The organism is Alkalinema pantanalense CENA528, from assembly GCF_050753345.1.
Classification (GTDB): domain Bacteria; phylum Cyanobacteriota; class Cyanobacteriia; order Leptolyngbyales; family Leptolyngbyaceae; genus Alkalinema; species Alkalinema pantanalense.
Genome location: NZ_JBLZFX010000008.1, coordinates 15,352 through 42,218, shown reverse-complemented (window position 1 = coordinate 42,218; position 26,867 = coordinate 15,352). Strand labels below are relative to the sequence as shown.

Genomic DNA, 26,867 nt, shown 5'->3' with positions numbered 1-26,867 from the left:
CATCTCGCAGAAGTTAGGTCGCATGGCTCAGGCGGGCTGACCGGATGAGACGACATGCTTCGCTCTTTCTACTTTATCGTTTGCGCCTCCGTTCGGGAATGCGAACCCGGCGTGACTTGAGGTCGGGATTCCCGATCCCACCCTGGCTTGAGCAATCGATAGCGAACAATGACTGTAGACCCAAACCCTAGCCCCCTCCCACGATCGTCACCACTTCCAAGCGATCGCCCGCCTGCACTTCTGTATTTTCCCAAAACTGACGATGCAAAATTTCACCGTTGTATTCCACGGCCACCAAACGGGGATTCATGCCCAAATATTCCAACAACTGCGGCAAATTCAGCTTAGGGGGGCAAGATTTGGCTTCACCGTTGATTTGTAAGGTAATTGTTTCCATGAAATTCCCACCGTTCAAAATTTCAGACTGCAATCTGCGATCGCATCCGTTTACAAACAACTCAGCTTGCAAACAACTCAGCTTGCAAATAGCTTTTCCAGCCTACAATCTTCCGGGCCTGACTGGCGGTGGCTTTCCTCAATCTCTCGACAATTCCACACAACAAAAAAGCAACCAGGTGGATAGTGTCTGGTTGCTAGAAGTTGAGAGGGCAAACTTGCTTGAAAAACTTTGAAATCACTACAATTGCTGCAACTCGCAACAATGACTAGCCAAACACTAGCTACCAGCCAAAAATCAACCCTAACAGGGGCAAGCTCAGGCAGCCAACACTGGCAAGAATGATGCCATACCAAATCTGGGCATAACGGTTATTGGCTCCCTGTTGCCATGCCCAACGATCGGCCCGACCAATATTCGTCACCCGATAGGTGCTCGCAGACACAGCATAGGCACTCGTCTTCGGCAATTGCGCCAAGTGGAATTCGTCGTAGCGAGCCATCCGTGCAAAGGGAAGATCTCCAGTGGTGCGCTGCTGCACCACTCGACGGCGTTGAAAGGGCACGGTGTGATCGCCAAAGTTTGTCAGATATTCTTCAGACTCCAACAGATCGCTAATAAAGCCATTGAGTCCCTTGGTAGCCAGTACCGTAGACCAGGCAAATTTTTCCCGATCGTTGTAAACTTCCCGACCCAGTAGCCGCTGGATGCACATTTGCACAAAGCGATAGTTATTGTTCGTGTCGTAATTGCGGGTACGGAAGACCTCAGAAGTGGCCAACCCCCGAATAAACTCCCGAACTGTGATTTGGCCAGAACGCAGTTGCGACTCCAGATAGGGAATCCGCGAACTACTCGTCATCTGTTGTTCATTCAAGATTTGACGATAGGCAGCCTGGATAACCGCATCCATCTCAGCAGCACTCAAAATTGCATCCGCGCTGAAAGCCCAAGCCTGTTCATCACCTGGGACTTCAAAGCCTGCAACCCGTTGATTTTGAGAAGAAGGCGCGTACTCAAGCAAAGGAAGGGACATTGCAAAAATTCTCCTAACAGATCATTCACACCATGCCCTATCGAAAGCAAGTCTCAATAAAGTAACAAAAATTTATACTGGTTTGTTACTTCGTCAGTTGCTCGTCAATAGGTAAAAAAGCTTAGTTCGATCCTAGGCTAGGCGATCGAATTACCACTTCCATAATTCAGAAATGAACTGTAATATCTTGATCAAGAAACTTCACACTTGACAGTTTGCCTCAATAGATGCAACTCAATCTCAATTATAAAGTTCGCAGTAGTCCAACCTGAATCTGCCACCACAGGAACAACTAGGAGAACTAGAAAAACCCCGCGATCATCCTACAAACACCCAACAATCTCACGGTCATTCACCAGCCCTTAGGCCATTAATCGATCGAGGAATTGCTGGGTCATGACCTGAGGGTTCTCCGCTTCCATCACGGCTCGTACCACAGAAACCCGCCGCGCCCCCGCATCAACGACTGCTTGCACATTACTTAGATCAATCCCCCCGATCGCAAACCAAGGAATCGCACAATTCTCAGAGGCATAGTGCACATAGTCATATCCGGCAGCGGCTTTCCCGGCTTTCGTCGGCGTTTCATGCACCGGGCCAACGCCAATGTAATCGGCTCCTTCCTGCATCGCCTTGGCAAATTCCTCGGGATTCGTCGTCGATCGGCCAATAACTTTATCCGGCCCCAGGATCTGCCGTGCCACTTCATAGGGCAAATCCTGTTGGCCCAAATGCACCCCATCCGCATCTACCGCCAAAGCCAAATCCACCCGATCGTTGACAATAAACAAGGCACCGTATTGTTGACAGAGCGCTTTTAACTGCTTTGCCCGATCGAACCGCAATCCATCATCGGTATTTTTATCGCGGTACTGCACTAACGTCAGCCCGCCTTTCAGCGCAGATTCCACCACCTCAACTAAGCGATCGGACGGCGAAGTCACTAAGTACAGTTGTGCTTGGTGGAGGCGATCGTGGCGGGAAAGCGTCATGGTTGGCAGTTCCGGTAACGTCTCTAATGTCTGAGTTTGTAAAGGACTAGCTTGTGAGCTAGCTTGCAACTGACTATCCAAGGTATAGATTTTGTAGCGCATTTGCTTCATGGCAGCGCCCATTTCGGCACTATGCACCTTGCCGTATTCCTCCAGTACCCGCAGCGATTCTTCAATTCGGCACAAATTCGCCTGCAAAACCTGGGCAATACTGTCCCGCTTGGCCTCCTGGGGATGGGTCATCTGGGTTCCCAGATCCCCCGGCGTATTTCGCGCTGCCCGAAATTCCGGTAGGTGCCACTGGGCCAATTCCTGCCGCATCGCCTTACATTGCTCCGTCAACGCCGCCTGATTGAGGCCAAAGCGACACCATTCCTCCACCACTCGCAACCCTTCACGGGCGCGATCGAGATTGGCGTCCAGAATGCGATACAGCGCAGCAGAACTCATGGGAACCTTCGAAAAACCTCAATCATCGTAACGTGTCCCTTGAGCGGTGGCTAGGGACTTTATGCCGTAGCCCTGAGATCCTCGTGCCGTATATCCTCTTTTCTAACTCCACTCGCAATGAGCACTTGAGTTAAGCTCTCCTCAAAGTTATCTTCCTCAATAAAGATTTGCTGCCCCACCAAACGAGCATGAAACAAGATGGTGTCCATCCAACGTTGCTTGTCCCAGCCCGTTGCCAGAACCAAAAAATGACCAGACTCAGTGTCGCACACAGAATAGAGTTTAATTTCCTGCAATCGGGGTTGATTGACCACCGCTGCTCGCACAGTCTTTTTTAGAATGTCTGCATAACTCAAGGTTTGATCCATTGCAGAATGACCTCCTGACTGGGTTCATAAACTAAAAGGTTGATTTTATTGCGCTGCACAGCCATCTGAAAAATCGGCTTTTGGAAATGCTTGATGTAGATGTCTTGACTCACCGCCAAGAACAATTCGCGCTCTGGCTCCTGTTTTTCCAAGGCCCATTGATAAAGCTGAAGCTGCCCCATCGTTTTTTCTAGTTCACTGATCACAGACATCCCATCGAAATCTTTCACTTCTACAGCAACTTTGCGTCCGTCTTGGTCGGCGGTAAAAAAACTTCTCGGCTCCTAAATCAGCCTTTAAGAGGAATGATGGGGATCAATGCATAGAGTTGGCTGAGGGGACTGCAAGAATCTGTGATTTATTAAAGCATTTGCAGATCCAACTGATTGCTGTACGGAAACAATTTCAGCGATCGTCCATCTATCTACTAGTAAATCCTGGTCATCCTCAGCTCCTTGCAAAAATTTTCCGAGTCCTGAAAATTTGTTCAGATCCAGTGCATCAGACCGAGAAATTTCGAGTAAGCTACAAGTCCAATAATCCTATAAGCCGTGAATAGGAGATTTCTACCGTGACTCCTCAGTCTAGTCGTCACCTGGATCGTCCATTGTGCTGTGTTCCTCGTCCTGCGCAGATTTTACAAGTTAGTCTCCTGACAACCTTAGGGCTAGGCGTGCTGAATACCCTACCCGCGATCGCCAGTCCCGTTCCCACCTCCCCTTACCAAATTGCCCAAGCAACCCCAGCGGCAGATTACAACCTTTTGTTTGTCAATTCCCAGGGGGGCAACGATGGCAACAATGGTAGCGACCAATCCCCCCTGCGCAGCATTACCAAAGCCCTACAACTCGCCCAGCCAAATACCATCATCGTCCTAGCCTCCGGCACCTACAGCACCGCCAATGGGGAAGTCTTTCCCATCAACCTCAAACCCGGTGTCACCCTGCAAGGCGAACCCCGCGATCGGGGGCAGAATATCGTCATTCGTGGTTCCGGGGTTTTCCTGAGCAAGAGTTTTGGGCGGCAGAATGTGGCGATCGTGGGAGCGAATCGGGCCGGACTGCGTGGCGTCACGGTATCCAACCCTGAACCCCAAGGCTACGGGGTGTGGGTCGAGTCCAGTAGCCCTGTCCTCAGCGACAACACCTTTACAGGCAGTGACCACGATGGCGTGTCGATCGTTGGCAATAGCGCCCCCGTTCTGAAAAATAACTACTTCTACGAAAACGGAGCCAATGGCGTCACAATCTACGGCACCTCTCGGCCTGAATTGCGGGAAAACATTTTTGAGAAAACCGGATTTGGCGTCAACGTTGCCCAAAATGCTGCCCCCCGTCTGATCGGGAACCGCATTACCCAAAACAAAGATGGGGTCGTTGTGCAAGGGAATGCCCGCCCGATCCTGCGGGGTAATGTGATCGATGGCAACGAGCGGGACGGCCTAGTCGCGATCGCCAATACTCAACCGGATTTAGGCACGGTGGGCGACTTGGGAAATAATACATTCCTCAGCAATGGACAATCCGATGTCAATGCCAAAACCAGTAGCCAGATCATTCCAGCGGCGGGAAATCAGTTCTCCACCAGTAGTGGCCGCCTGGATTTGAACGCGGCTACCGTTGCAGCAGTTCCTGTAGAGAACCGAGAACCGCTGAGGTTGAGTACAGCCCTGCCTACCCGTCCGACTGCACCTACCCGCCCGACTGCGACGCCGATTCCTGTACCTGTCGCCACTTCAGCCATATCGCCTGCGATCGCATCAACAGCAGCCCCCTCTGAACAACCCGTACGGGAAATTACCTTCTCGCGTCCCACATCCGGCGAACCTTCACGACCTGTAGCTACCCCGATCTCGATCGCCCCTCGGCCCAACAATGTAGTCGTACCCACCAGCAACGGATCGAGTACTCCACCACCGAATTCTGTGATTGTGCCCGTTGCCGTCGCTCCCACAAGTTCCAGCAGCCGATCGCTCCCCTTGCCCAAACAAGCTAAAAGCGATCGCTTTACCGCAGGCACGGCCACACCTTCCAGCCTCGCTGCTAATCCCAGTGTTATTAGCCCCGCCCCGCTAACCTTTAATGCTTGGACGGCCACGCCAGCACCCCGACCCAGTAATGTGCTCCCCGTACCCGGTTCTAATATTCCCCTCGGTAATGTTGGCGATATGGCAGCGGTTCCCGTTTGGCGAGGAGGCACACGACCTAGCGCAGGCAGTCCGCCCATTCCCCCGACTCGATCGGGCGCACCTGCTACGGTTCTGCGCGTTCGGGTGGTAGCGCCCCTATCCGATGAGCGGGCGTTGCGGACGATCGTTCCCGATGCCTTTACCACTACGTCCCGAGGCCAAACCGTCTTGCAAGCCGGAGCCTTCAGCGATCGAGCCAAGGCGGAACAACTGCTGCAAAGTTTAACCAGCCTGGGAATCCAAGCCATGATTGAGGAGTTTTAGGCGATCTTAGCGTTCTCCGATAAACTAAGACAGTCATCTTCTCGCTATCCCCAGGGGACATGTCTTCCTTCGCCACTAACTTTCTCATCATTTTGCTGCTGATTATCGCCAATGCCCTGTTTGTGATGTCAGAGATGGCGATCGTGTCTGCCCGAAAAGTACGGTTGCAGCAGGCCGCCAATCAAGGCGACAAAGGTGCCAAGTCTGCCCTCCACCTCGCGAACAATCCCAATAACTTTTTGGCAGCAGCCCAAGTTGGGATCACGTTAATTGCAATTATTTCTGGGGCATTTGGGGAACAGGTCTTCTCATCGGTATTTAAGCCAATCTTGGAAGACATTCCGATCCTCAAGTCCTACAGCGAGGGCCTAGCTTTCGGTTTGGCAGTCTTAACAGTGACCTATCTCACCCTCATTTTGGGGGAATTGGTTCCTAAACGGCTGGCTCTCAACTCCCCCGAAGGCATTGCTGCAACGGTGGCAGGGCCGATGAGTTTACTTGCAAAGGTAGCTGCTCCGATCGTCTATTTGCTGAGCCAGTCCACGGATGTCGTTTTGCAAATTTTGGGTATCCGCCCTTCCGATGAACCTCAAGTAACAGAGGAGGAAATTCGGGTACTGATTGAACAGGGCACCGAAGCCGGAATGTTCGAACAGGCCGAAGAAGACATCATGAAGCGGGTGTTTCAACTGGGCGATCGGCGAATTAGTGCCATTATGACGCCTCGGGTAGACATTTTGTGGCTCGATTTAGACGACTCAGACGAAGAAAATCGTCGCGCCATGCATGAAGGTTCCCATGCTCGCTTTCCCATCTGCCAAGGTGGACTCGACAACCTATTGGGGGTCATCCAAGTCTACGACTTACTCATGGAAACCCTAGATGGCGATCCACTGGATTTTACGAAGTCCCTTCAAAAACCTGTTTTTGTACCGGAAAGTACCCGTGCGCTTAAAGTCTTGGAATTATTTAAGCAAACGGGAAATCAAATCGCCTTTGTTGTGGATGAATATGGTGTGATCCAGGGATTGGTGACCCTGACAGATATCCTGCAAGCATTGGTAGGGGATCTGCCCAGTGCAGAAGAACTGGAAGAACCCCAAGCTATTCAGCGGGAAGATGGCTCTTGGCTGTTGGACGGAATGCTGCCGATTTATCAGTTCAAAGAATTGCTGGAACTTGAAGAACAAGACCTCCCTGGGGAGCATCGCGGCAGTTATCAAACCCTAGGTGGATTTGTGGTGATGTATTTAGGCCGCATTCCCATGTCCGCCGATCACTTTACTTGGGATGGGTTACGCTTTGAGGTCATGGATATGGATGGGAACCGAGTAGACAAGGTGTTAGTGATGCCTGAGGCACGATCGAACTCACTGATTGCCGATTAATTGCCATCATCACACCACCTGCTCCGATGAGCCACCTGACTCTGATTGATCTGACTCCGATCGATCAGAGTTATTATGCCATCCAGTTTTCCGAAGGGCCGCCCATTGTCCCCCAATATATCCAGGTGGGTCATCCCCTCGGGTGATATCCATTCTGTTTTGGGCATGTTAGGTTAGAGCAAGAAAAAGTTTGTGATGTCTTTAGGACTTTTTTGATGTCTTCAGGACTATATTGCCCTTAAGAAAGTGCCCCTAGGAAAGAACCCCTAGGGATAGCTGAGCTGGAAAGTCTTGATTGAACCGCCTCGCAACCGCCTCGCAACAGTCTCGCAACAGTCTCACCTTTGATACTTCAACTTGAGCATCAACCTCGATCTAGGGTTTTCCTGCAATCCTGGACTAGAGGGATCTGACTTAGCCAAAAATTCAGCCAAAAACTAAGCCAATCGATCGGAACTTCGGCGTCATTCTAGAAACATGCACCCTGATGAGGGATGAGCTATCCACCCTAGACTGCTGGATCCTCACGCCCATCCCTCTCTCCTTCAGCCCCATTGGAGGAAATGCTATATGCATACATTGCTTGTTCCTGAAAATTTGCCCCAGCATTCATCCCATAATGTGCTTAACGAAAATAGAGATATTGCAGGTTCCTGGGTATCCCATCCCAACTACTTACACACTCGCGCACGTATCACAACTTTGCTCGATCGCTACCTCAGCAGCGAACAACTGAGTTATCATCTCACCCATTTTACAGAGCCTGCCGAATACGCCTACAGTTGCCCTTGGAAGGCAACGCCCTTGCATGTTTCTAATCAAGTGATTGGCATCGATCGCGAATTATTTGTACAGGTTTTAACGAGCTTAATGCAAGTTGAACCCATTTCTGATGAATGTGTCAGCGCTTATTTAGAAGAGTGGCTACAGACTACAAAAATTACGAAGTCGTTGCCACCCATTGCACCGGATATTCAGACGGCACTTAAGGAGCTCCTTGATCTAGATTACTTTGCCAACGATTTATCTCAGCAGCTCTACCACCGCATTACCCATACTGGAAGTGCAATTTCGATTTACTTTTGGTTAATGGCGCATTCAACAGGCGATCTCCAACAGGCGATCGTCCATCTGTTGCAATCGGAGATTTACCAACTCGCACGAGTATGGGGTCTGAGCCGTTGGGCCTTAGGTGGCAAGTTTCTAGTGCAGTTACAACGTTTACAACAAGAATTTCTCACCCCTTTTGATCAAGCACATGAACCCTCGCCGGATCAAGCGCAGGATCAAACATCTTCGGGAGAACCTATTCATTCATCATCAGCATCTATTCCGCTTCTGCAAAGATTACCGATGACGATCGAACTCACCTTTACATTTTTACAAGTCATGGTGCGTTTACAGGAATGGAATCGTCAACTGCATCCGATCGCCCTAAAGAGTTTATTTGAGCAGAGTCTCTTTGAGCCAGAACACTTCTCCGATCTCGTAGAAAACATCGCCCTTGGAGAATAGCAAAATACTCATACACTAACAAATCCATCAGCAACTCCGTTGATGTAAATTTGTTGATGTAAATTTGTTGATGTAAATTTTAGTTCAATGAACACTTGCCTAGCCCCATAATGCACTGTCTTCAAACTAGATGCACTGTCTTTAAACCAGTGGGGTTTTGCAAGTAAAAATATTTGCAACTGACTGCGCTTTAGCACTGACAGCGCCTTACAACTTATGACCTCATCAAAACCGAACAATCTCGCCTCTAGTCAGGATCATAGTGTGGCATGGATCACTCAAGTCTGGCTATCCTTTGTGATTTCTATTACCGCAACTACAATGGGAATTTTCTATGCACCGGTTAGACCCTGGGTTCGAGCATATTTAGGGATGGGGTTAATGTTTTCAGTTGGCTCGTCCCTGAGTTTAGCCAAAACCACTCGAGATTTGCATGAATCAAAAAAGTGCTGTCTCGAATTGACGAAGCAAAGTTAGAACGATTACTAGCCCAGCACGATCCTTACCAACAATAAACTACCCACGATAAACACTATAACCCGTTCAATACCGCACTTCCTGGGCCTTGGAACATTAACCAAGAAAGGAAAAAGTTCGTAATAAAAATTGCTAACAAAGAAGTAACAACCGCAGTAGTGGTCGATTGCCCAACGCCTTTGGCCCCCCCTGTGGTTGTCAAACCCCAACTGGAGCCAATAATCGCAATCAATAATCCAAACACAACACCTTTAATGGGAGCGCTACACAAATCCCAAAGATTAACAAAATTCTTGGCTGAATCTAAGAAAACATGGTGGGAAATACCATACATCCAATCAGCAATAAACATTCCGCCTGTCATCCCCGTAGCTAGAGACATCAGCGTCAGCAACGGTAACATCAAACAACAGGCAATTACCCGGGGAATCACTAAATAATCCACCGGATCGGTGCGCAGCATATAAAGTGCATCAATTTGCTCAGTCACTTGCATCGTGCCCAATTCCGCTGCGAAGGCTGAGCCAACCCGTCCCGCTAAAATTACCGCCGTTAAAACTGGAGCCAATTCCCGCGATAGCGAAATCGCGAGCACCCCACCCACTGCTGAACCTGCACCCAAATTAATAAATTCCCGTGCCACCTGAATCGTAAAGACCATCCCCACAAAACTCGCAGTGAGAAGGGCGATCGCTAGGGATTCTGGGCCAACCAGCACCATCTGCTCTAAGGTATTGCGGCGGTGAATTTTGCCTTGCAATAGGTGCACCACCACCTGCCCCGCCAAAAAACAGGCAGCGATGAGACGATTTCCCCACTTAGCAAGCGAACTGGTAGCCATAGAACTTCAGATATCAGAGTGAAGACGGTTGAGCAATGAGAGAGACCCAGAGAGAGACCAACTTGCAATAAACGAGCTTGCAACCGATGAACTTGAAGATGAACCGATGATAGGCGGAACGTCTCTGTCTGAGCTTACCGTGTTTCTGCAAATTCAAAATTTCTGCCCTTAGCTTCTTGATCGATCGCAGGTGATCCAAGCTGTGGTCAAAGGCCATGGACTCCAATCAGCTTGAATATTAAATTTCCATGACATGAATGATCTCGATAAATACCTATTTGTTAGGGAATCATGACATAACGATCCCCGAAACCCCCATAAAACGGTTGAAACCCGGATAAAACGATCGTTTCAGGGGTTGATCCCCAAGGGGAATCCGTGCACTATAGGCTCAAGGGTTTGCGATCCCCCATTCGGCTAGAAAGTTCGGCTAAAGAAATTGGAGGTGCCATGATTCAAGAAGGAATTCCATTGAGCGAGATGACACTGCGGCAGTTACGCCGAGTGGCCAGCGCCGTAGGCGTCTCCCGTTACAGTCGAATGCGGAAGGATCAGCTACTCACCGCGATCGTCGCCAGACAAGGATCCGAAGAAGCCACGATCGAAGCCTCGAAGTATGGTTTGCAAGCTGCCGCTGTTGAGAGTATTGAAATGCCCCTAGCTGACCTAACCCTCGCTGATGTTGATGAAGCCCTGTCCGATCTGCCCGGTGGCTACGGTGAAAGCCGGATTGTGTTGCTGCCCCGAGACCCGCAATGGGCCTACGCTTACTGGGATATCCCCAACGAGCACAAGGATGAACTGCGCCGGGAAGGCGGCCAACAGTTAGCGTTGCGCCTCTATGACGTCACTGACATTAATGTCAACTACCAAGCGCCCCACAGTTTGCAGGAGTACAGTTGCGATGAGCTGTCTCGGGAGTGGTACCTGCCGGTTCCAGTCAGCGATCGCGATTATGTTGTGGAGATTGGCTATCGGGCTTGGGATGGTCGTTGGCTAAGTTTGGCTCGATCGGCAGCGGTACGGATTCCTCCGGTATACCCCTCTGATTGGATTGAAGATCATTTCTTGACCATTTCCTGGGAAGAAGACCTAGCCGGAAAGACCTTCACAGAGCTGGTTCCCCCCAGCAAGAAGGCTGCGGCAATGGCGACGGCACAGGGTGGAGTTGGAACGCACGCAGAAATGTTTGGTTTGGCCGGTGATGTTGAAGCCATGCGGGTTGCGGGCTCTCTCTACGGTTCTATGCAGCACATTCCGGGATCGGTGGCTGGTTCGATTCAACACATCGAGAGCCTCAGCTCCTATGTCTTCCCATCCGGCGTGGGCATGTGGGCGATCCCGACGGTGTCTGGTCTGACCATGTCGGGGGCTGGCTTCTCGGCTTCGGCTGCGCCTCCCCGTCCTCGCAAGTTCTGGCTGATTGCCGACGCGGAACTGATTGTATATGGCGCAACCGAGCCGGATGCGACCGTTTACGTCGATGGCAAACCCATCAAGCTTAATTCCGACGGCACTTTCCGCTTCCAGATGTCCTTCCAAGATGGTGTGCTTAACTTCCCCATCTTTGCGGTGGCGGCAGATGGTGAGCAAAACCGGGCTATCCACATGAACTTTGAGCGGCAAACCCTAGAACGCCGGACGAACACCAAGGAAGAAGCGATCGAAGAATGGATCGATATTCCTTCCTAGTCCGCTGCTTGAACGTTGATTGCTCAAAAGTTGGTTGCTTGAAAGTTGATTGAGGTTCGTAACTGGCCGTGTGTAAAGCCTCAATAAACTTTGCGGAATTTGCGTCTCCCAGTCCGTAGGGAGCATTAGCTAAGCATCCAACGATCGCCAGTGAAAGCTGAAATCTACAGCGATCGTTGAGAATGCTCCCTCTAGCAAGTTTGATCTCTCCCTTCCTGTCCCCTGGCAATTGCTGGGGGCTTTTTGTAGGTTGCTAAAGCTGGCTTTTGCGAACGCTAGATTGCTCGCGGTGGAAAGTTGAACTTGAGATTCCAACTTGAGATTTCAACTTGAGATTCCAACTTGAGATTTCAACTTGAGATTTCAACTTGAGGTGCTAACGGTAGGATGCTTAGGATGATATCGCTGGAATGCTATAGGCTGATAGCACAGGTGTGTTAGCCGTAGGATGAGTAATGCAGCGCAAGAACGATACTGTTGCCTTAATTTTGGCTTTCTTGATTACTGCTGGATTGTTGGGAACAGGGCTGTGGTGGCTACAACGATCGGGGATGCAGATCCAACTGCCGACCAATCTGAATCAACTCACGACAGGCAATCTCAACGATCGACTCAGTTTTGGAAACCAACTACTCATTCTGGACAATGCCAGCCCAGACAAAACTCAAGGAGTGCAAGCCTTTAGTCAGGGGGATTTCCCACGGGCCATCTCCCAATTTGAAACTGCGTTAGCCGCCCAGCCCAATGATCCAGAAACGCGGATTTATTTAAATAACGCGAAAGCTATCCTTTTGGAGCAACAGGGCAGAACCGTTTTTACGATCGCCGTTAGCGTCCCGATCGGGAGTAACTTGAATGTTGCCAAGGAAATTTTGCGAGGGGTGGCCCAGTCGCAAACAGAACGAAATCAACAGAATCGTAACTTTGCAACCAAGATTCTGATTGCCAATGATGACAACAACCCTGAAATTGTTAAAGCCATTGCCACCCATCTAATCAACGATTCCGAGGTCGTGGCGGTCGTCGGCCATAACGCTAGCAATGCCTCCCTCGCTGGAGCACCCATCTATCAAGCTGGGAAGTTAGTTATGATTTCGCCCACCAGTTTTGGCAAAAATTTAACCGACGTTGGCGATCATATTTTCCGGACAGTCCCGAACGTCCGATCAGTGGCTAATTTGATTGCAAAATACGCTGTTCAAACCGATCGCAAAACTAAGCTAGCCGTCTGCGCCGATGCCCAAACGGAAGAACCGAAAACGTCACGGGATGAATTTATTGCAGCCCTCTTTGATTTACAGGCCCAGTACATCAATGTCCCTTGCGATCTGTCGGCTCCAGATTTTAATCCTGAGGTGGTCATCCCCAAACTCGTCAGTTCTGGTGCCGAAGGGATCTTTCTAGCTCCCTATATCGATCGGCTAGATCGCGCCATTGGGTTTGCGCGGGCCAATCAAGGACGACTGCCCCTCTACGGCAGTTCAACGCTGTTTACGTTTAAGACCCTACAGACAGGACAGGCTGATATCAAGGGGCTGGTCTTGGCAGTGCCCTGGCATCCCGATGCCTTTCCCAATAACCCCTTTCCCCGCAATGCCCGTCAACTGTGGGGCGGGTCGGTGAACTGGCGCACCGCGATGGCCTTTGACGCCTTCCAAGCCATTGAGCAAGCCTTGCAAACCACCTCACAGCGTCCCGGAACAGCCAATCCGCAGGAAACTAAGGCATTCCGAGAACAGGTGCGATCTCAGATTCAACAAACTTTGGTAAAACCCGATTTTGCAGCTAACGGAGCAGCTAACGGAATTCAGTTTTTGCCATCCCGAGATCGCAATAGTGCAGCGGTTTTGATTACGGTGAAACCAGGCCGCGCTTCAGGCACTGGCTACGATTTTGTTCCCGTGTCCTCGATCGCTTCGCCGAATGGATCTCCCTAGGAATGGATCCTCCTAGGAGGACTCCATCTGTTCTTGGTAAATCTGGTGTAGCAAATGCTCCAAGGGTTCTTCTGGGCAATATTCGATCAATTGTTCAAACACTTCTAGCAACTTGGCCGCACTGTCTCCCAGCATTGGACTCAAGCCCCACACATCCTGCACCCAATCCTGAGCCGTAGAGTCATCAAAAATGACGCGCTCTAGTAATTGCTTGGTTTCTATTTTGGACATTGCCATTTTCGATCATCACCTGTAAGGAGTATGGACTGGCAGCCTGGGTTGAACCACCGCTAATGATTCTAAAGGACGATCGGACGGCAAGGATGGAGAAGTAAGGCTCTAACGATCGAGGGATAGCGAGGTGTCCCCTCTGCCTTGTAACCTAGACCCTGTAGGCTGCTGTCTAAAAACATCCCGTCTGAAACATCCCGTCTAAAAACATCCCGTCTGAAACGTCCCGTCTGAAACGTCCCGTCTGAAACTATGACGCCTCAAGAAATTCCGAACATTCTAGCCACGCTTTTTGGCGATCGCGCCCAAGCCCTAGCCCCCGGCTCCTATCAAATTGAGCAGGATGGCTTCCGTCTCTTGGTTTTGCTATCGGACGATCAAACGTGGCTACGGATGCTAGTCCCGATCGCACCTGCTGTGGAAGCACAGGCATTTTTGCAGGAGTTGCTAGAAGCCAACTTTGATGAAACCCAGGAAACCCGCTACGCCATCCAACAAGATGTCCTATGGGCAGTATTTCACCATGCCTGTGAAAGTTTAGTGCCGGAAGATTTCAAGGCTGCCATTCAACGCTTGATTATTTTGTTTCAAGATGGGTTCAATACCGTCTTTAACACCTTCATTGAAAAACAAGTTCGCCAAATCATCAGAGCCGCAAAGTTACAAGGGCAGACAATGGAGGCCACCTTGCAAACGTTGGAACACTTTTATACTGAAGGGGTGATGGGAGATTTGGAAGACAGCGAAGCAGCGAAACAGCAAACCTTGGCCGCATGGCGCTACCAATTAGAACGATTGTGGCCTGAAGTGGATCCTTAAGATGACTAGATGTTCGCATTACTCAACATACGAATCTCTAAACATTCAAATTGCTCAATGTTCAACTAGATTGTTTAATCGATCGGGTGCGCTGCTTATCCGGGTTTATCCAGTTTGACCCGTCATTCAATAAATCTGCTATTCAATTAAAAGGTCGAGTCCATGGGAATTCAAATGAATCCGATTCAGGGGAGAGGTATGCAAACGTGGAAATTATGAAACAAGTATTTTTCCCCGATCGTGCGAGTTTACGTTCCTATTTATTGCAAGTCGCAGCAGCAGATAACTTGGGAACGTTAGCCACGACCGATCGGGTGCTGAATTTTCGCCATGTCCCCATCAAGGTCGGTGTGACGGGCTATGTCCTGCAGGGCGATCGCATTCTGTTGTTGGAGCGATCGAACCTAGTGCAGTTTTCGGGCAAATGGAGCACGGTTTCCGGTTACATCGATAATATTGATTGGATTCACGATCGACCGCAATTTTGTCGTGATCATCTCATCCAGGAATTTCAGGAAGAAATTGGGTGGAAGTTGGCCGATGAGATGTCCTTACGGGAGTGTGGCACATATACGATCGATGAACCGGATGTTAAATTGCACTTGGAAATGTTTGCCCTAGAGTGTGATCAAACAGTACCCGAAATTCGGCTGAATGGTGAACATACAGCTTACAAATGGCATTCGCTCAACCAATTAGCAGCCCTTGAACCCATTTTGATGCCTCACTTTATTCCGGCATTGCAAGTAGCGGGGCTCCTGCGATCGGCCTAGAGAGGGTGGCCATCAGTTCGTTCATTCAGGTGGTTATGGATCAGACTCAGCCCAATCTCCTACAAATTTTGCGCCAAGATTACGATCGTTTCCCCAACGATCAAACCTATAGCATTTACGCAGCGGATGTATTTTTCAAAGATCCGTTGAACGAGTTTCGGGGGGTCGATCGCTATCGCCAGATGATTGGCTTTATTCAACAATGGTTTCGCGAAGTCCGGCTCGATTTACACAACATCACCCAAGACGGCCCCAACATCCGTACTGACTGGACTTTACACTGGACGACTCCTCTCCCCTGGCAACCCCGCATTGCCATTTCCGGCTGGAGCGAGTTAATTACCAACGATCAAGGACTCATTATTTCTCATATTGATTACTGGTACTGTTCCCGCTGGTCTGTCCTACAGCAGCATTTCCCCTGGCGCAGTCCCTCTGCCTAATTCTCCCCACCCGCCTACCCTTTCCCTTTCCCAACCGAACCACCCGGAAATCCAATCCCTATGCCACAATGAGAATAAGTTAAAAAACGTAAACATTGCTCAGAGTAGGAATTCAGACTCCCATGCGTGTAATTTTGATGACCGGAAAAGGTGGCGTAGGCAAGACGTCTGTTGCGGCTGCCACTGGCCTGCGCTGTGCGGAGCTAGGTTACAAGACGCTGGTATTGAGTACTGATCCGGCTCACTCTTTGGCCGATAGTTTTGATATGGAACTGGGCCACGATCCGCGATCGGTGCGGCCCAACCTATGGGGCGCAGAACTCGACGCACTCATGGAACTGGAAGGCAACTGGGGCGCGGTGAAACGCTACATCACCCAAGTGTTGCAAGCAAGGGGATTGGAGGGCGTCCAAGCGGAGGAGTTGGCGATTCTGCCGGGGATGGATGAAATTTTCGGCTTGGTGCGGATGAAACGCCACTACGACGAAGGCGAGTACGATGTGCTGATTATTGATTCGGCTCCCACGGGAACGGCACTGCGGTTGCTGAGTTTGCCAGAGGTGGGTGGCTGGTACATGCGCAAGTTCTATAAGCCGTTCCAAGGGATGTCCATGGCTTTGCGTCCGATCGTAGAGCCATTGTTCCGACCGATCGCGGGATTCTCGTTACCCGATAAGGAAGTGATGGACGCGCCCTACGAGTTCTATGAGCAGATTGAAGCTCTGGAAAAGGTGCTGACTGATTCAACCAAAACATCGGTACGGTTGGTAATGAATCCAGAAAAGATGGTGATTAAGGAATCACTACGGGCTCACGCTTATCTGAGTTTGTACAACGTGGCAACGGATTTAGTGATTGCCAATCGCATCATTCCAGAAAGCGTTCAGGATCCCTTCTTCCAACGCTGGAAGGAAAACCAACAGCAATACAAGCAGGAAATTCATGATAATTTCCGGCCTTTGCCCATTAAGGAAGTGCCCTTATATTCCGAGGAGATGTGCGGCTTAGCAGCGCTCGATCGCTTGAAGGATACATTGTTTGGAGGAACGGAAGATCCCACCCAAGTGTACTACCGAGAAACGACCTTGCGGGTAGTGCAGCAAGATAATCAGTACAGTTTAGAAATGTATTTACCCGGCATTGAAAAGAGCCAAATTGAACTGAGCAAGACAGGCGACGAGTTAAATGTTCGGATTGGTAACCATCGCCGCAATTTAGTGTTGCCACAAGCATTGGCCGCGTTGCAACCATCGGGAGCAAAAATGGAGGAGGATTATCTCAAGATTCGCTTTGCTGATCCCGCCAGAATCTGATTTGGAAGGCATTGCTGATTGAAGATTGGATAATGCGGGTGACATTTCAGCTTGTTTCTGTGGGGGTTCGATCGAAGAAGCGATCGAACCCACGATTGGCTAACTGGATGGCTGGTCAACTGCGATCGACACAAGGCAAGATTCCCGATCTAACAATGGCTGCCCTCAGAGGCACAGCCTAGGGAATCCGGTCGAGTGATCACCGCAATTGCTGCTGACTCGGCTACCTATATTCGCTCACCTGTTGAAATAACTGCTCTACCAAAGCCAAATCTTTATCCCCCGGTTGATTTTCCACGCCACTGGAAAGATCAATTCCCTGGGGGTGAATCCATTGCAGCGCCTCACAGACATTCTGGGGAGTCAGGCCGCCCGCCAACAGCCAGGGCTTCCCAGGACGAAATGCCTGCAATGTTTGCCAATCCAACGTTTTACCTGTGCCACCGCCCAGGGTGGGGTGATAGGCATCCAACAATAGCCAATCCACATGGGGCTCATACAGTTGCGTATAGTCCAGATCGTCGATCGTGCGAATCCGGAACGCCTTAATCAACTCCACCTCCGGCAGCAACTCCCGCAGGCGATCGCAATCCTCCGTCGATTCGTTCCCGTGCAGTTGGATACTCGTCAACCCGGCAACCTGGACAATCTCCACGATCGCTTCGATCGCCTCATTCATAAATACCCCCACCCGCACCACCGTCTCCGGCAAGGCTGCTCCAACGGCCCGGATCTGCTGTGGCGTCACATAGCGAGGCGACGCTGGTACACAGATAAACCCAAGGGAATGGGCTCCCACCGCCGCGATCGCCTGCCCCTGCTCAGGCTGGGTAATGCCACAGATTTTGATACGCAAAGCCATGAAATATCGTCCCAGGAAAAATAGCAACCTAACCCTCGTAACCCAGCCCTATCAACATTCCAGTGAAGCCAATAGGTCAGCCTGGTCCCAAAAACCATCACAAGATTCCGACGCTTCGTTGCAAAACTTAATCAGTTTGTTAACTCTTCAAACGATTGATCGAGATTAGTCAATCTATATCCCTATAATCCCATTAATGGCAATTCGCACCAACCCACAACGGTGTTGCTCTCATTCCACGACTCTAATGTGCGGAACGCGGGTTGTCAAAAATTCGAAGTGTTGTCATGGTTCTGGTTGATGGGGTTTCCTTCAGCCAGTTTTTATTTGTAGGGACTGTTTATTTGTAGGGACTGTTGTTATCGCTAGGTTATACCCAGCAACTGTCGCTAGGGGGCAATCCCCCCAAGAGCCGGGAGGGTTTCCGGGGCAATTTGCTGAACCCTCCGTTTACACTAGAGAAAACGGCACCTTAAATCCCCCGAAATCCCATGCAAACTGGTTGGCGCATTGGCTCTCTCTTTAAAATTCCACTTTATATTGATCCCTCTTGGTTCCTGATTGTTGGGTGGATCACTTTCCGCGATGGTCTGGTTTGGCAGCAGAGCCATCCCAGTTGGAACGCAGGAATTGCCTATGGCGCAGGCTTCGTCATGGCGTTGTTGCTGTTTGGCTCAGTGCTGCTCCATGAACTGGGTCACAGTCTGGTCGCCAAGTCCAAGGGTATCGATGTTACCTCGATCCGGCTCTTTCTCTTTGGGGGCGTCGCCTCGATCGAAAAGGAACCTGCCAAACCCACGGACATGCTACAAGTGGCGATCGCAGGGCCATTGGTCAGCTTTGGCCTCTGGCTGCTCTTCACCGCGATCGGGTTATTCCTACCGTTTTCCACTAATCCGCTGTGGATGGTGCTGTCGATCGTGCTGTCCAGCCTCGCCACCTTGAATCTCACCCTGGTGATGTTTAACCTGATTCCGGGTTTGCCCTTGGACGGCGGCCAAATGCTGAAAGCGGTGGTGTGGAAGTATAGCGGCGACTATTTAACCGGGGCGCACTGGGCTGCAAAAACGGGGCTGTGGCTGGGCTGGGTGATTAGCTTAGTGGGCTTTGCGGATGTGCTGGGGATTACCGCAGAATTAGGGTTACCGTCGGTGATTGGTATCTGGGGCATTTTGATCGGTTGGTTCATGCGGCGGAATGCCTTGAATGCCGATCGCTTTACCGATGTGCAGGAAACGCTCTTGAAGATGGAAGCCCAAACCGTCATGACCCGTGATTTTCGGGTGTTGGATGCGGAGATGAGCCTGCGGCAGTTTGCGGAGGAAATTGTCTTAACTGAAAATCCCAAAAGCATGTTGTTCGCGGCCTCCGATGGTCGCTATCGCGGTTGGGTCAGTGCCGATATGCTGCAAGTTGTGGAGCGGAGTCAATGGGATCACAAAACCCTACGGGACATTGCTATTCCACTGGTAACCATTGCATCGGTTACGGAAAAAACATCCCTAGCGGAAACGATCCATAAAATGGAAACCGAATCCCTGACGCAAATTACTGTTCTGACCCCGGCGGGGGCGGTGGCTGGGGTGATCGATCGGGGTGATATCACCCGCACCGTAGGAGAACAGCTTGGATTTGCCGTCTCTCCCGTGTTGATCAAGCAAGTGAAATCCTCCGGAGCCTATCCGCCAGGGCTGCCCCTAGGGGCGATCGCGGCCACGGTGATGACGCTACAAGCCGATCGCAAGGTGGGTAATCTGCCTGTACAACCCGAGGCTTCCACAACCCACCCCACGGAATCGCAGCACTAGCGATAACGGTTATATACCGGCGGCATAACCACTTTTTGGGCTAGTCCTAGCACTCGCAGGACTTGGATGACCCACCAAGTGGGATCAATTTCCCACCAACGCCATCCCGCTTTAGCCACGTTGGGATAGGCGTGGTGGTTATTATGCCAGCCTTCGCCATAGGTGAGAATGGCGGCCCACCAGAGGTTACGGGAATTGTCAGCGGTATTGAATGTGCGATAGCCCCAGCAATGGGTCACGGAATTGATAAACCACGTACTATGCCATAGACAAACCGCACGAACAAACACGCCATAGATGACAAACGGCCAACCGCCTAGCCAATACAATCCGATCGCTAAAGGAATCTGAAAGAGAATGTAGTAGCGATCGAGCCAGCGGTAAAAGCGATCGCGGGCTAAATCTGGGGCAAAGCGTTCGTACTGACGGTTTTCGAAGAATTCTGGGCGAGGATACAAGATCCACAGCATATGACTCCACCAAAATCCGCGCCGTGCTGAATAGGGATCCTTCACTTCATCTTCCGTAAAGGCATGGTGCAGACGGTGGCCACTGACCCAAAAAATCGGCCCCCCTTGTAGCGCTAAAGCCCCAATAAACCCAATGACATATTCCAACCACTGCGGCACTTGGAAACTGCGGTGACTCAGCAAACGGTGATAGCCTAAGCAAATGCCAATGCTGCCGAGGAACCAATGCAAAAAGATGAGTACGCCCAACGCCTGCCAAGTGAAGAACCAAGGCGCTAGCAAAGCCACCCCATGGACAGCCGCAAAGAAAACCACTGCCCGTCGATCGATTTTTAAGGGCTGTTCCGGTTTTCCTGGCATTAATTCTGAAGTCATGCAAACGCCTCCGCACCTGAAAAATGAACGAAAACTATGAACGAAAAACAAAAACTGTCGTAGGAATGCGAGTTGATATCGAAATACCAACTCGCGGAAATCGTTAGGTTGTTATCTCGCCAAACCAATAACCTAAGGCAATTAATTGTCAGAAGCAACGTGAGAAGCTGCGTGGGAAGCAATCATCTAGGAAACGGTAATTGCTGGAGCAGAGAGGGCGATCGGTTCTGCTGAACCAGAGGCCGCTAAATCTAAGGGGAAGTTGTGGGCATTGCGTTCGTGCATCACTTCAATTCCCAAGTTGGCGCGGTTCAACAAATCAGCCCAGGTATCCACGACTCGCCCCTGACTATCCAGAATCGAAGCGTTGAAATTAAACCCATTAAGGTTAAAGGACATGGTGCTAATCCCGAGGGCTGCAAACCAAATCCCCACCACGGGCCAAGCTGCTAGCAAGAAGTGCAACGATCGGCTGTTGTTAAAGGAAGCGTATTGGAAAATCAAGCGACCGAAGTAGCCATGGGCGGCCACGATGTTGTAGGTTTCCTCTTCTTGCCCAAATTTGTAACCGTAGTTGAGAGATTCCACTTCGCTCGTCTCACGAACTAGGGAAGAGGTGACCAACGAACCATGCATCGCTGAAAACAACGCGCCACCAAACACACCAATGACACCCAGCATATGGAACGGATGCATCAAAATATTATGCTCCGCTGTAAATACGATCATGAAGTTAAACGTACCGGAAATGCCAAGCATTAACCCGTCAGAAAAACTGCCTTGACCGATCGGATAAATCAACAAGACCGAGGTTGCAGCTGCCAAGGGTGCAGAGTAAGCAACGGGAATCCAAGGCCGCATTCCTAAGCGGTAACTCAATTCCCACTGCCGACCCATGTAAGCATAGATGGCAATCAGGAAGTGAAACACAATCACTTGGTAGGGGCCACCGTTGTAGAGCCATTCATCCAAGCTGGCTGCATCCCAGATGGGATATAAGTGCAAGCCGATCGCGTTGGAAGAAGGGACAACTGCGGCAGTGATCAGGTTATTTCCCCCCAGGAGCGAACCCGTGACGGGTTCCCGAATCCCGTCGATATCGACGGGAGGCGCTGCAATAAAGGCCAGAATGAAAACAATGGTTGCAACGAGGGCGGTGGGAATGAGCAAAACCCCGAACCAGCCAACGTAAAGTCGATTTTCGGTACTGGTCACCCAGTTACAAAATCGATCCCAGAGACTTCTCTTCTGAAGATCATTGAAAGTGGTTGTCATGATTTCTGTGCTCGTTGAAGTGAATTCAGTCTGAAAGTCGAAATTGCAAGATGTGCAATGGCTAGGGTAGGCAGTGATGGAGGCTCTTGTACCGCCAGCCTACGGCTTCAATTCGTGGGTCTGTGAGTGATTCGATGGCTTAAATCTGGACGATCGGGGTCATCGAAATTGCAATCACAAACTGCGCTTTTTGGAGAGGATTGGTCATGGAGGAAGGGAATGAATTGAAGACCGCAGTCGCTTCAGACTGAATATATAACTATTTAACGATATAACACTGAAGAAGTCAAGCAGGCTGATTGGCAATTTGTTGGGACGCTCGCCCCGGATTCGTCTGCTAAATCGATCGCGAGAATGCCGATTTATTCTGACGACGCAGGTAGGCATCAAACACCGACGCCACATTACGAATCAACAGTCGTCCTGCTGGCGTAATTTCTAGGTGGTTGGCCGATCGATGCAAGAGGCCGTCGGCTTCCAGGGCGTCCAGTTCTGTACTTTCCTGGGCAAAGTATTCATCAAAGTCGTGGTCGAAATGCAGGCCATACTTTTCTTCTACGGCATCTTTATCTAAGCGGAACTGACACATCAATTCCATGATGATCGCCCGCCGCAAGACATCATCCCGATCGAGGGTCACGCCCCGTTCGATCGGCAGTTCCTTGGCATCAATCGCTTGGTAGTAATCTTTCAGTCGCTTGTGGTTCTGGGTATAAACATCGTGCAGCATACTGATCGACGTCACCCCAAAGCCCAGTAGATCGGATTCCGGCTTGGTGGTATAGCCTTGGAAATTGCGATGGAGTTGGCCGTTGCGTTGGGCGATCGCCAATTCATCGTTAGGTTTAGCAAAGTGATCCATTCCCAGGAAGACGTAGCCCTGGTGGGTCAACTCATCGATCGTCATACGCAGGATTTCCAACTTTTCCGCAGCCTCGGGCATCGCTTCCAGAGGCATCCGCTTTTGGATTGGCTTCAACCAAGGCACATAGGCAAAGTTGAATACTGCAATGCGATCGGGGTTGAGTTGCACGGTTTTCGCGATCGTTTCCCGGAAGGTCGCTAGGGTTTGGAAAGGCAAACCGTAAATTAAATCAATATTGACACTCTCAAACTGCGCTTCCCGCATCCAGTCCATGACTTGGAAAAGCATTTCCTCCGGCTGCACGCGGTTAATCGCTTCCTGCACCTGGGGATTGAAATCCTGAATGCCAAAACTGATGCGGTTAAAGCCCAATGCTTTGAGACCGTGGATATAATCCCGATCGAGGTAACGGGGATTAACTTCAATGGAAATTTCCGCTGCCGGATCAAAGGAAAAATGTTGATGGAGCGCGTTCCACAGCCGTTCGACTTGATCGAGGGACAAATAATTCGGCGTGCCACCGCCCCAGTGCAATTGTTGTACCCGTTGTTCGCCTTTGACCAGGGCACCCGTTTGGGCAATGTCGCGAATTAAGTAATCCAAATAGGGTTCAGAGACGGCTTTGCGTTGGGTGATGATGGTGTTGCAACCGCAGAAGTAACAAGGAGTTTCACAAAAGGGAATGTGACAGTAAATCGATAACGGGGATTGTTTGTGATTACCAACGGCGATCGAAGTCACTAAGTCAATGGCATTAAAGTCCGTATCCAATTCCGTAGCGGGTGGATAGCTGGTATAGCGGGGTAGGGGACGATTGTATTTCTGGAGGAGGTTGGCGTCGAAGGTGACATCTTGGGACGTAAGCTGCATTGGACTTAATGTTCTCCTTTCTGTGACTGAAGTAAGGGGAGGAGTGATGTTTAAGCTGAAGTGAATCCCATCACTCCAAGTAATTCCCGAAGGCTGTTAGTTCTATTAGGATTGCAGTCGATCGCGCGGGTGTTGATCCCCCTAAATCCCCCTTAATAAGGGGGACTTTCAAACTTTCCGGTTCCTCCCTTAATAAGGGGGGCGAGGGGGGATCGAGTGGAAAATCTCGTCGATCGCGCGGGTGTTGATCCCCCTAAATCCCCCTTAATGAGGGGGACTTTCAAACTTTCCGGTTCCCCCCTTATTAAGGGGGATAGGGGGGATCGAGTTTGAAGGGGGGATCTCAACCCACTCAGCGATCGATGGTTTGCGATCGACTGAATATCCATAAAACTTAGCCGCAAAAAACGGTAAAGCATTCTTGCAGGATGACAAATTATTCCGCTGTAACCAGTTCAGCAGCAGCGCCATGACCTCTGGAATGGGCAGCGGTACTTCCAGGCCGATCTTGGCGGGTCAACAGTTCAAACACATGATCGCCAATGGTGGCTTTCACTTCTGGCTCTAGCTCGTGGAAAATGTCGCGGTTGAGGCTAAAGGCCAGAATTGCTTCGTTGACGATTTGCTCGGCCAGCGCTTCATCCACGGGCAACTCATTCAAACGATCGCGGTAGGTAAACTTAAAATTACGCCGCGCCTCCACCGTGGGCAACGCCTTAAATTCATGCAAACTGGTGCCCCGATCGGCGGGTAAATTCAAGGCCGATCGAATGATGCTCTTCAGCCCTTGGCCCCCGGACAGATCCCCCATGTAACGCACATAGGCATGGGCAACCAACAGCGCAGGCTCGGAACTAGAGACTTCGTAAATGCGGCTGACGTAGGTTTGGGCCGCAGGGGAAATCCGGATCTGCTCCCACCAATTTTGGCCGTAGTAGAACGTTAAATCCTCTTCCAAGGCGGCTTGACGGTTCAACTCTGGAAACTGGATTAGCCCGACGATCGGATGATCCGTGTGCTTGGCTAGTTCTTCCTCCAGCGCCGAGTAAACAAAGTACAAATCCGCCAGTAACTTACGCAGGGGATGGATCTCCACAATGCCCTTCAAAAAACATTTCATAAATGCTGAGTTCTCGGCGGCGGTATGGGCTTGCTGGGTTCCTTCCCGCAGGCGCGCGGCCAAATCAACCGTCATGGTTATACCCTCATCCAGGTAAAGTTCTATAAACGTTTAATTACCATATGGCGATTAAAGGATTAAATAAAGAGGATATTCTCATAACTTAACAAATGGCGTGGAGGTGAAGTTTTGTGAGAGGCTTGCAAAGTCCTTTCAAATCTGAGATATTTTCTGATCTGTTGGGTCTATATCCCTGCGCCCATGTCATTCATAAAGGCTTCTTTGAGCTGCTTCGTTAAATCACGATATTGTTTTGGCTCCCCCACTTAGCGCTTCATAACTCTGCATTTATTTTTCGAGGAAACCATGGTTGAAACACCCATCAAGCCGATCGCGAGCAATCGTGGCTACGCTGAGATTCAGGAAAATCTGCTGACCCCCCGCTTCTACACCACGAACTTTGATGTCGCAGCTCAGTTGGATCTCTCCGCCCAGGAGGAGGAAATCCAGGCCATGATTGCGGAAATGCGGGCGGACTACAACCGACACCACTTCGTCCGGGATGAGTCCTTTGAGCGATCGTGGGAGCATTTACAAGGGGAAGATCGGCAGGCGTTTCTGGATTATCTAGAGCGATCGTGCGTTTCGGAATTTTCCGGCTTTCTGCTCTTTAAGGAACTGTCCCGTCGCTTGAAGGATCGCAACCCGGTCTTGTCGGAAGTGTTCCATTTAATGGCGCGGGACGAAGCTCGCCATGCGGGTTTCCTCAACAAGGCCATGGGCGACTTTAACCGATCGATGGATTTGGCAAAGTTAACGAAGGCGCGGACTTATACATTCTTTCCGATCGAGTGGGTGATTTACACTGTCTACCTCTCGGAAAAAATTGGCTACTGGCGCTACATTCTGATCCATCGCCACCTGCAAGCCCATCCCGAAAATCACTTCTATCCGCTGTTCCGCTACTTTGAACCCTGGTGTCAGGATGAAAACCGCCATGGGGATATCTTTAAAGCTCTGTTGCGATCGCAGCCGCAGTTGTGGAAAACCTGGCAATCGCGGCTCTGGAGTCGATTTTTCCTGCTGACGGTCTTTGCCACCCATACCTTAACGGTGCATGAGCGATCGGGCTTCTATGGCTTGTTGGGGATTGATCCGACGGAGTTTGATGAAGATGTCATTCGGCGAACCAACGAAACCGCCGCACGAACCTTCCCATCGGTACTAGACACGGAAAACCCTGAATTTTTCCATCGCCTTTCTACCTGTTCCGATCTCAATCTCAAAATCACCGAAATCAACCAGTCCAACCAACCCCAATGGTTAAAAGCACTGCGCAAGCTACCGTTGCAACTGGGAATTTTTGGGCATCTGTTGAAGATTTACTTACTGAAACCGATCGATGCTGAAGCGCTACGGGGAACGGTGCGTTAATCCTCCACAAACCGCCAGTCTCCTAAGGCGATCGGAAAGCAATAACCGATCGACCTATCTAGCCTTTAACATCCTTCCAAAATCAGACTTGAGCGATCACCAGGCATAGCGTTGACTATGCCTTTTCCTTTTGTTATACCAAATCAACTGATAATTGCAACACATAACGATCCCCCTAAATCCCCCTTTTAAGGGGGACTTTGAAAGAATTTGCCTGAATTCCCCCCTTTTAAAGGGGGGCTAGGGGGGATCGGATCTGTAGCATTCATTAATCAATTTGGTATTACATCATGATTGGATCGTTTTACAACTCTTTTTATTTAAATCAAGTATTTTACAATTTGCTATTTTTGCTGGGGCAGCTCTTTCGCTTTTCTGTAAATCACGCCAAATTAGAACTGCTACCTAATGAATTGCAGTTCACTTTGTCGTAACGCCTGATGATCAGCACCGCAAAGCCCCCGATCTCGTCCCGTCCGTCAAAAACCTCCAAACTTCGATCACCCTTTCCCTCAGGGCGATGGGGCCTTGTTGGATTAACGATTTTGCTGTGGAAGGGCTGGAGCTATTGGCTACTCAACAGGGTGCAGCATCCCGACGAACCCCTGACAGTGAGTGCTCTGTACCGCGTGGGTGATATTGAATACTACCCGCTCATCCATGC

The 26,867-nt window shown here is 50.3% G+C and carries 24 protein-coding genes and 1 pseudogene; 13 read left to right on the top strand and 12 right to left on the bottom strand.

Annotated features, from left to right (window positions below; genetic code table 11):
- Positions 1 to 187: 187 nt before the first annotated feature.
- The 5 genes and pseudogenes from thiS to ACN4EG_RS04505 all read right to left on the bottom strand — a co-directional run.
- On the bottom strand, positions 188 to 397 hold the full coding sequence (thiS, locus tag ACN4EG_RS04525; RefSeq protein WP_431628019.1) for a sulfur carrier protein ThiS: 210 nt from the start codon (positions 395 to 397) through the stop codon (positions 188 to 190).
- Positions 398 to 680: 283 nt separating this feature from the next.
- Positions 681 to 1,433, bottom strand: a complete 753-nt coding sequence (locus ACN4EG_RS04520; protein ID WP_431628017.1) for a phycobilisome rod-core linker polypeptide — start codon at positions 1,431 to 1,433, stop codon at positions 681 to 683.
- Between the two features lie 362 nt (positions 1,434 to 1,795).
- On the bottom strand, positions 1,796 to 2,875 hold the full coding sequence (locus tag ACN4EG_RS04515) for a thiamine phosphate synthase (protein WP_431628016.1): 1,080 nt from the start codon (positions 2,873 to 2,875) through the stop codon (positions 1,796 to 1,798).
- A 59-nt stretch (positions 2,876 to 2,934) separates the two neighbouring features.
- Positions 2,935 to 3,243, bottom strand: coding sequence for an element excision factor XisI family protein (locus ACN4EG_RS04510; RefSeq protein ID WP_431628014.1), 309 nt, complete (start codon positions 3,241 to 3,243; stop codon positions 2,935 to 2,937).
- Positions 3,228 to 3,503, bottom strand: a pseudogene (locus ACN4EG_RS04505) (element excision factor XisH family protein); the annotation flags it as partial. The pseudogene ACN4EG_RS04505 and the gene ACN4EG_RS04510, both read right to left, overlap by 16 nt.
- 311 nt (positions 3,504 to 3,814) lie before the next feature.
- Between ACN4EG_RS04505 and ACN4EG_RS04500 the strand changes: the two are divergent.
- The 4 genes from ACN4EG_RS04500 (at position 3,815) to ACN4EG_RS04485 (ending at position 9,075) form a co-directional block, all read left to right on the top strand.
- Positions 3,815 to 5,695 (top strand): DUF1565 domain-containing protein, encoded by a 1,881-nt coding sequence (locus ACN4EG_RS04500; protein ID WP_431628013.1) that lies wholly within the window; start codon positions 3,815 to 3,817, stop codon positions 5,693 to 5,695.
- Between the two features lie 59 nt (positions 5,696 to 5,754).
- Entirely contained in the window at positions 5,755 to 7,083 is a 1,329-nt protein-coding gene (locus tag ACN4EG_RS04495; protein WP_431628012.1) for a hemolysin family protein, read from the top strand.
- Between the two features lie 570 nt (positions 7,084 to 7,653).
- Positions 7,654 to 8,598 (top strand): hypothetical protein, encoded by a 945-nt coding sequence (locus ACN4EG_RS04490; protein WP_431628011.1) that lies wholly within the window; start codon positions 7,654 to 7,656, stop codon positions 8,596 to 8,598.
- Positions 8,599 to 8,814: 216 nt separating this feature from the next.
- Positions 8,815 to 9,075, top strand: coding sequence for a YiaA/YiaB family inner membrane protein (locus tag ACN4EG_RS04485; RefSeq protein WP_431628010.1), 261 nt, complete (start codon positions 8,815 to 8,817; stop codon positions 9,073 to 9,075).
- A gap of 55 nt (positions 9,076 to 9,130) precedes the next feature.
- Here ACN4EG_RS04485 and ACN4EG_RS04480 read toward each other — a convergent pair whose 3' ends face one another.
- Positions 9,131 to 9,916 carry an MlaE family lipid ABC transporter permease subunit gene (locus ACN4EG_RS04480; protein WP_431628009.1) on the bottom strand — a complete coding sequence of 262 codons (786 nt, stop codon included), beginning with the start codon at positions 9,914 to 9,916 and terminating at the stop codon, positions 9,131 to 9,133.
- Positions 9,917 to 10,366: 450 nt separating this feature from the next.
- On the opposite strand from ACN4EG_RS04480, the gene ACN4EG_RS04475 reads away from it, so the two are divergent.
- Both ACN4EG_RS04475 and ACN4EG_RS04470 read left to right on the top strand, forming a co-directional pair.
- Complete coding sequence (locus ACN4EG_RS04475) at positions 10,367 to 11,608, top strand: DUF4912 domain-containing protein (RefSeq protein ID WP_431628008.1); 1,242 nt, start codon at positions 10,367 to 10,369, stop codon at positions 11,606 to 11,608.
- Positions 11,609 to 12,063: 455 nt separating this feature from the next.
- Positions 12,064 to 13,545: an ABC transporter substrate-binding protein gene (locus tag ACN4EG_RS04470; RefSeq protein WP_431628007.1), complete on the top strand. Its 1,482-nt coding sequence runs from the start codon at positions 12,064 to 12,066 to the stop codon at positions 13,543 to 13,545.
- A 12-nt stretch (positions 13,546 to 13,557) separates the two neighbouring features.
- Here the strand turns inward: ACN4EG_RS04470 and ACN4EG_RS04465 are convergent, their stop codons facing one another.
- Positions 13,558 to 13,782: a hypothetical protein gene (locus ACN4EG_RS04465; protein ID WP_431628006.1), complete on the bottom strand. Its 225-nt coding sequence runs from the start codon at positions 13,780 to 13,782 to the stop codon at positions 13,558 to 13,560.
- A 246-nt stretch (positions 13,783 to 14,028) separates the two neighbouring features.
- Between ACN4EG_RS04465 and ACN4EG_RS04460 the strand changes: the two genes are divergently transcribed.
- The 5 genes from ACN4EG_RS04460 to ACN4EG_RS04440 all read left to right on the top strand — a co-directional run bounded on the left by ACN4EG_RS04460 (position 14,029) and on the right by ACN4EG_RS04440 (position 17,306).
- Positions 14,029 to 14,595 (top strand): hypothetical protein, encoded by a 567-nt coding sequence (locus ACN4EG_RS04460; RefSeq protein WP_431628004.1) that lies wholly within the window; start codon positions 14,029 to 14,031, stop codon positions 14,593 to 14,595.
- A 215-nt stretch (positions 14,596 to 14,810) separates the two neighbouring features.
- Positions 14,811 to 15,368: an NUDIX domain-containing protein gene (locus tag ACN4EG_RS04455; RefSeq protein WP_431628003.1), complete on the top strand. Its 558-nt coding sequence runs from the start codon at positions 14,811 to 14,813 to the stop codon at positions 15,366 to 15,368.
- 35 nt (positions 15,369 to 15,403) lie between these two features.
- Positions 15,404 to 15,811, top strand: a complete 408-nt coding sequence (locus ACN4EG_RS04450; protein WP_431628001.1) for a DUF2358 domain-containing protein — start codon at positions 15,404 to 15,406, stop codon at positions 15,809 to 15,811.
- A gap of 122 nt (positions 15,812 to 15,933) precedes the next feature.
- Complete coding sequence (locus ACN4EG_RS04445; protein ID WP_431628000.1) at positions 15,934 to 17,124, top strand: TRC40/GET3/ArsA family transport-energizing ATPase; 1,191 nt, start codon at positions 15,934 to 15,936, stop codon at positions 17,122 to 17,124.
- Positions 17,125 to 17,162: 38 nt separating this feature from the next.
- The gene (locus tag ACN4EG_RS04440; RefSeq protein WP_431627999.1) at positions 17,163 to 17,306 is read left to right on the top strand and encodes a hypothetical protein; all 144 of its coding nucleotides are present in this window, start codon (positions 17,163 to 17,165) and stop codon (positions 17,304 to 17,306) included.
- Positions 17,307 to 17,347: 41 nt separating this feature from the next.
- Here ACN4EG_RS04440 and ACN4EG_RS04435 read toward each other — a convergent pair whose 3' ends face one another.
- Positions 17,348 to 17,986 carry a phosphoribosylanthranilate isomerase gene (locus tag ACN4EG_RS04435; RefSeq protein WP_431627998.1) on the bottom strand — a complete coding sequence of 213 codons (639 nt, stop codon included), beginning with the start codon at positions 17,984 to 17,986 and terminating at the stop codon, positions 17,348 to 17,350.
- 491 nt (positions 17,987 to 18,477) lie between these two features.
- Here ACN4EG_RS04435 and ACN4EG_RS04430 point away from each other — a divergent pair, with 491 nt between their 5' ends.
- Positions 18,478 to 19,794 (top strand): site-2 protease family protein, encoded by a 1,317-nt coding sequence (locus tag ACN4EG_RS04430; protein ID WP_431627997.1) that lies wholly within the window; start codon positions 18,478 to 18,480, stop codon positions 19,792 to 19,794.
- Here ACN4EG_RS04430 and ACN4EG_RS04425 read toward each other — a convergent pair.
- The 4 genes from ACN4EG_RS04425 to ACN4EG_RS04410 form a co-directional block, all read right to left on the bottom strand.
- A complete protein-coding gene (locus tag ACN4EG_RS04425) occupies positions 19,791 to 20,639 on the bottom strand; it encodes an acyl-CoA desaturase (protein WP_431627996.1) in 849 nt (282 codons plus the stop codon). The two genes, ACN4EG_RS04430 and ACN4EG_RS04425, sit on opposite strands and share 4 nt — an antisense overlap.
- A gap of 186 nt (positions 20,640 to 20,825) precedes the next feature.
- Positions 20,826 to 21,914 carry a photosystem II q(b) protein gene (psbA, locus tag ACN4EG_RS04420; protein ID WP_431627995.1) on the bottom strand — a complete coding sequence of 363 codons (1,089 nt, stop codon included), beginning with the start codon at positions 21,912 to 21,914 and terminating at the stop codon, positions 20,826 to 20,828.
- 337 nt (positions 21,915 to 22,251) lie between these two features.
- The gene (gene hemN, locus ACN4EG_RS04415; protein WP_431627994.1) at positions 22,252 to 23,649 is read right to left on the bottom strand and encodes an oxygen-independent coproporphyrinogen III oxidase; all 1,398 of its coding nucleotides are present in this window, start codon (positions 23,647 to 23,649) and stop codon (positions 22,252 to 22,254) included.
- Between the two features lie 436 nt (positions 23,650 to 24,085).
- Entirely contained in the window at positions 24,086 to 24,844 is a 759-nt protein-coding gene (locus tag ACN4EG_RS04410) for a biliverdin-producing heme oxygenase (RefSeq protein ID WP_431627993.1), read from the bottom strand.
- Positions 24,845 to 25,135: 291 nt separating this feature from the next.
- Between ACN4EG_RS04410 and acsF the strand changes: the two genes are divergently transcribed.
- Positions 25,136 to 26,203, top strand: coding sequence for a magnesium-protoporphyrin IX monomethyl ester (oxidative) cyclase (acsF, locus tag ACN4EG_RS04405; protein ID WP_431627992.1), 1,068 nt, complete (start codon positions 25,136 to 25,138; stop codon positions 26,201 to 26,203).
- The last annotated feature ends 664 nt before the right edge of the window (positions 26,204 to 26,867 follow it).

Excerpts from the sequence above, each read along its gene's own strand:
- ACN4EG_RS04495 (WP_431628012.1), top strand. The coding sequence starts at position 5,755 with ATGTCTTCCTTCGCCACTAACTTTCTCATCATTTTGCTGCTGATTATC.
- acsF (WP_431627992.1), top strand. The coding sequence starts at position 25,136 with ATGGTTGAAACACCCATCAAGCCGATCGCGAGCAATCGTGGCTACGCT.
- ACN4EG_RS04510 (WP_431628014.1), bottom strand. The coding sequence starts at position 3,243 with ATGGATCAAACCTTGAGTTATGCAGACATTCTAAAAAAGACTGTGCGA.
- ACN4EG_RS04485 (WP_431628010.1), top strand. The coding sequence starts at position 8,815 with ATGACCTCATCAAAACCGAACAATCTCGCCTCTAGTCAGGATCATAGT.
- ACN4EG_RS04515 (WP_431628016.1), bottom strand. The coding sequence starts at position 2,875 with ATGAGTTCTGCTGCGCTGTATCGCATTCTGGACGCCAATCTCGATCGC.
- ACN4EG_RS04460 (WP_431628004.1), top strand. The coding sequence starts at position 14,029 with ATGACGCCTCAAGAAATTCCGAACATTCTAGCCACGCTTTTTGGCGAT.
- ACN4EG_RS04490 (WP_431628011.1), top strand. The coding sequence starts at position 7,654 with ATGCATACATTGCTTGTTCCTGAAAATTTGCCCCAGCATTCATCCCAT.
- ACN4EG_RS04465 (WP_431628006.1), bottom strand. The coding sequence starts at position 13,782 with ATGGCAATGTCCAAAATAGAAACCAAGCAATTACTAGAGCGCGTCATT.
- ACN4EG_RS04480 (WP_431628009.1), bottom strand. The coding sequence starts at position 9,916 with ATGGCTACCAGTTCGCTTGCTAAGTGGGGAAATCGTCTCATCGCTGCC.
- thiS (WP_431628019.1), bottom strand. The coding sequence starts at position 397 with ATGGAAACAATTACCTTACAAATCAACGGTGAAGCCAAATCTTGCCCC.
- ACN4EG_RS04520 (WP_431628017.1), bottom strand. The coding sequence starts at position 1,433 with ATGTCCCTTCCTTTGCTTGAGTACGCGCCTTCTTCTCAAAATCAACGG.
- ACN4EG_RS04455 (WP_431628003.1), top strand. The coding sequence starts at position 14,811 with ATGAAACAAGTATTTTTCCCCGATCGTGCGAGTTTACGTTCCTATTTA.
- psbA (WP_431627995.1), bottom strand. The coding sequence starts at position 21,914 with ATGACAACCACTTTCAATGATCTTCAGAAGAGAAGTCTCTGGGATCGA.
- ACN4EG_RS04410 (WP_431627993.1), bottom strand. The coding sequence starts at position 24,844 with ATGACGGTTGATTTGGCCGCGCGCCTGCGGGAAGGAACCCAGCAAGCC.
- hemN (WP_431627994.1), bottom strand. The coding sequence starts at position 23,649 with ATGCAGCTTACGTCCCAAGATGTCACCTTCGACGCCAACCTCCTCCAG.
- ACN4EG_RS04470 (WP_431628007.1), top strand. The coding sequence starts at position 12,064 with ATGCAGCGCAAGAACGATACTGTTGCCTTAATTTTGGCTTTCTTGATT.
- ACN4EG_RS04435 (WP_431627998.1), bottom strand. The coding sequence starts at position 17,986 with ATGGCTTTGCGTATCAAAATCTGTGGCATTACCCAGCCTGAGCAGGGG.
- ACN4EG_RS04450 (WP_431628001.1), top strand. The coding sequence starts at position 15,404 with ATGGATCAGACTCAGCCCAATCTCCTACAAATTTTGCGCCAAGATTAC.
- ACN4EG_RS04430 (WP_431627997.1), top strand. The coding sequence starts at position 18,478 with ATGCAAACTGGTTGGCGCATTGGCTCTCTCTTTAAAATTCCACTTTAT.
- ACN4EG_RS04475 (WP_431628008.1), top strand. The coding sequence starts at position 10,367 with ATGATTCAAGAAGGAATTCCATTGAGCGAGATGACACTGCGGCAGTTA.
- ACN4EG_RS04445 (WP_431628000.1), top strand. The coding sequence starts at position 15,934 with ATGCGTGTAATTTTGATGACCGGAAAAGGTGGCGTAGGCAAGACGTCT.
- ACN4EG_RS04425 (WP_431627996.1), bottom strand. The coding sequence starts at position 20,639 with ATGACTTCAGAATTAATGCCAGGAAAACCGGAACAGCCCTTAAAAATC.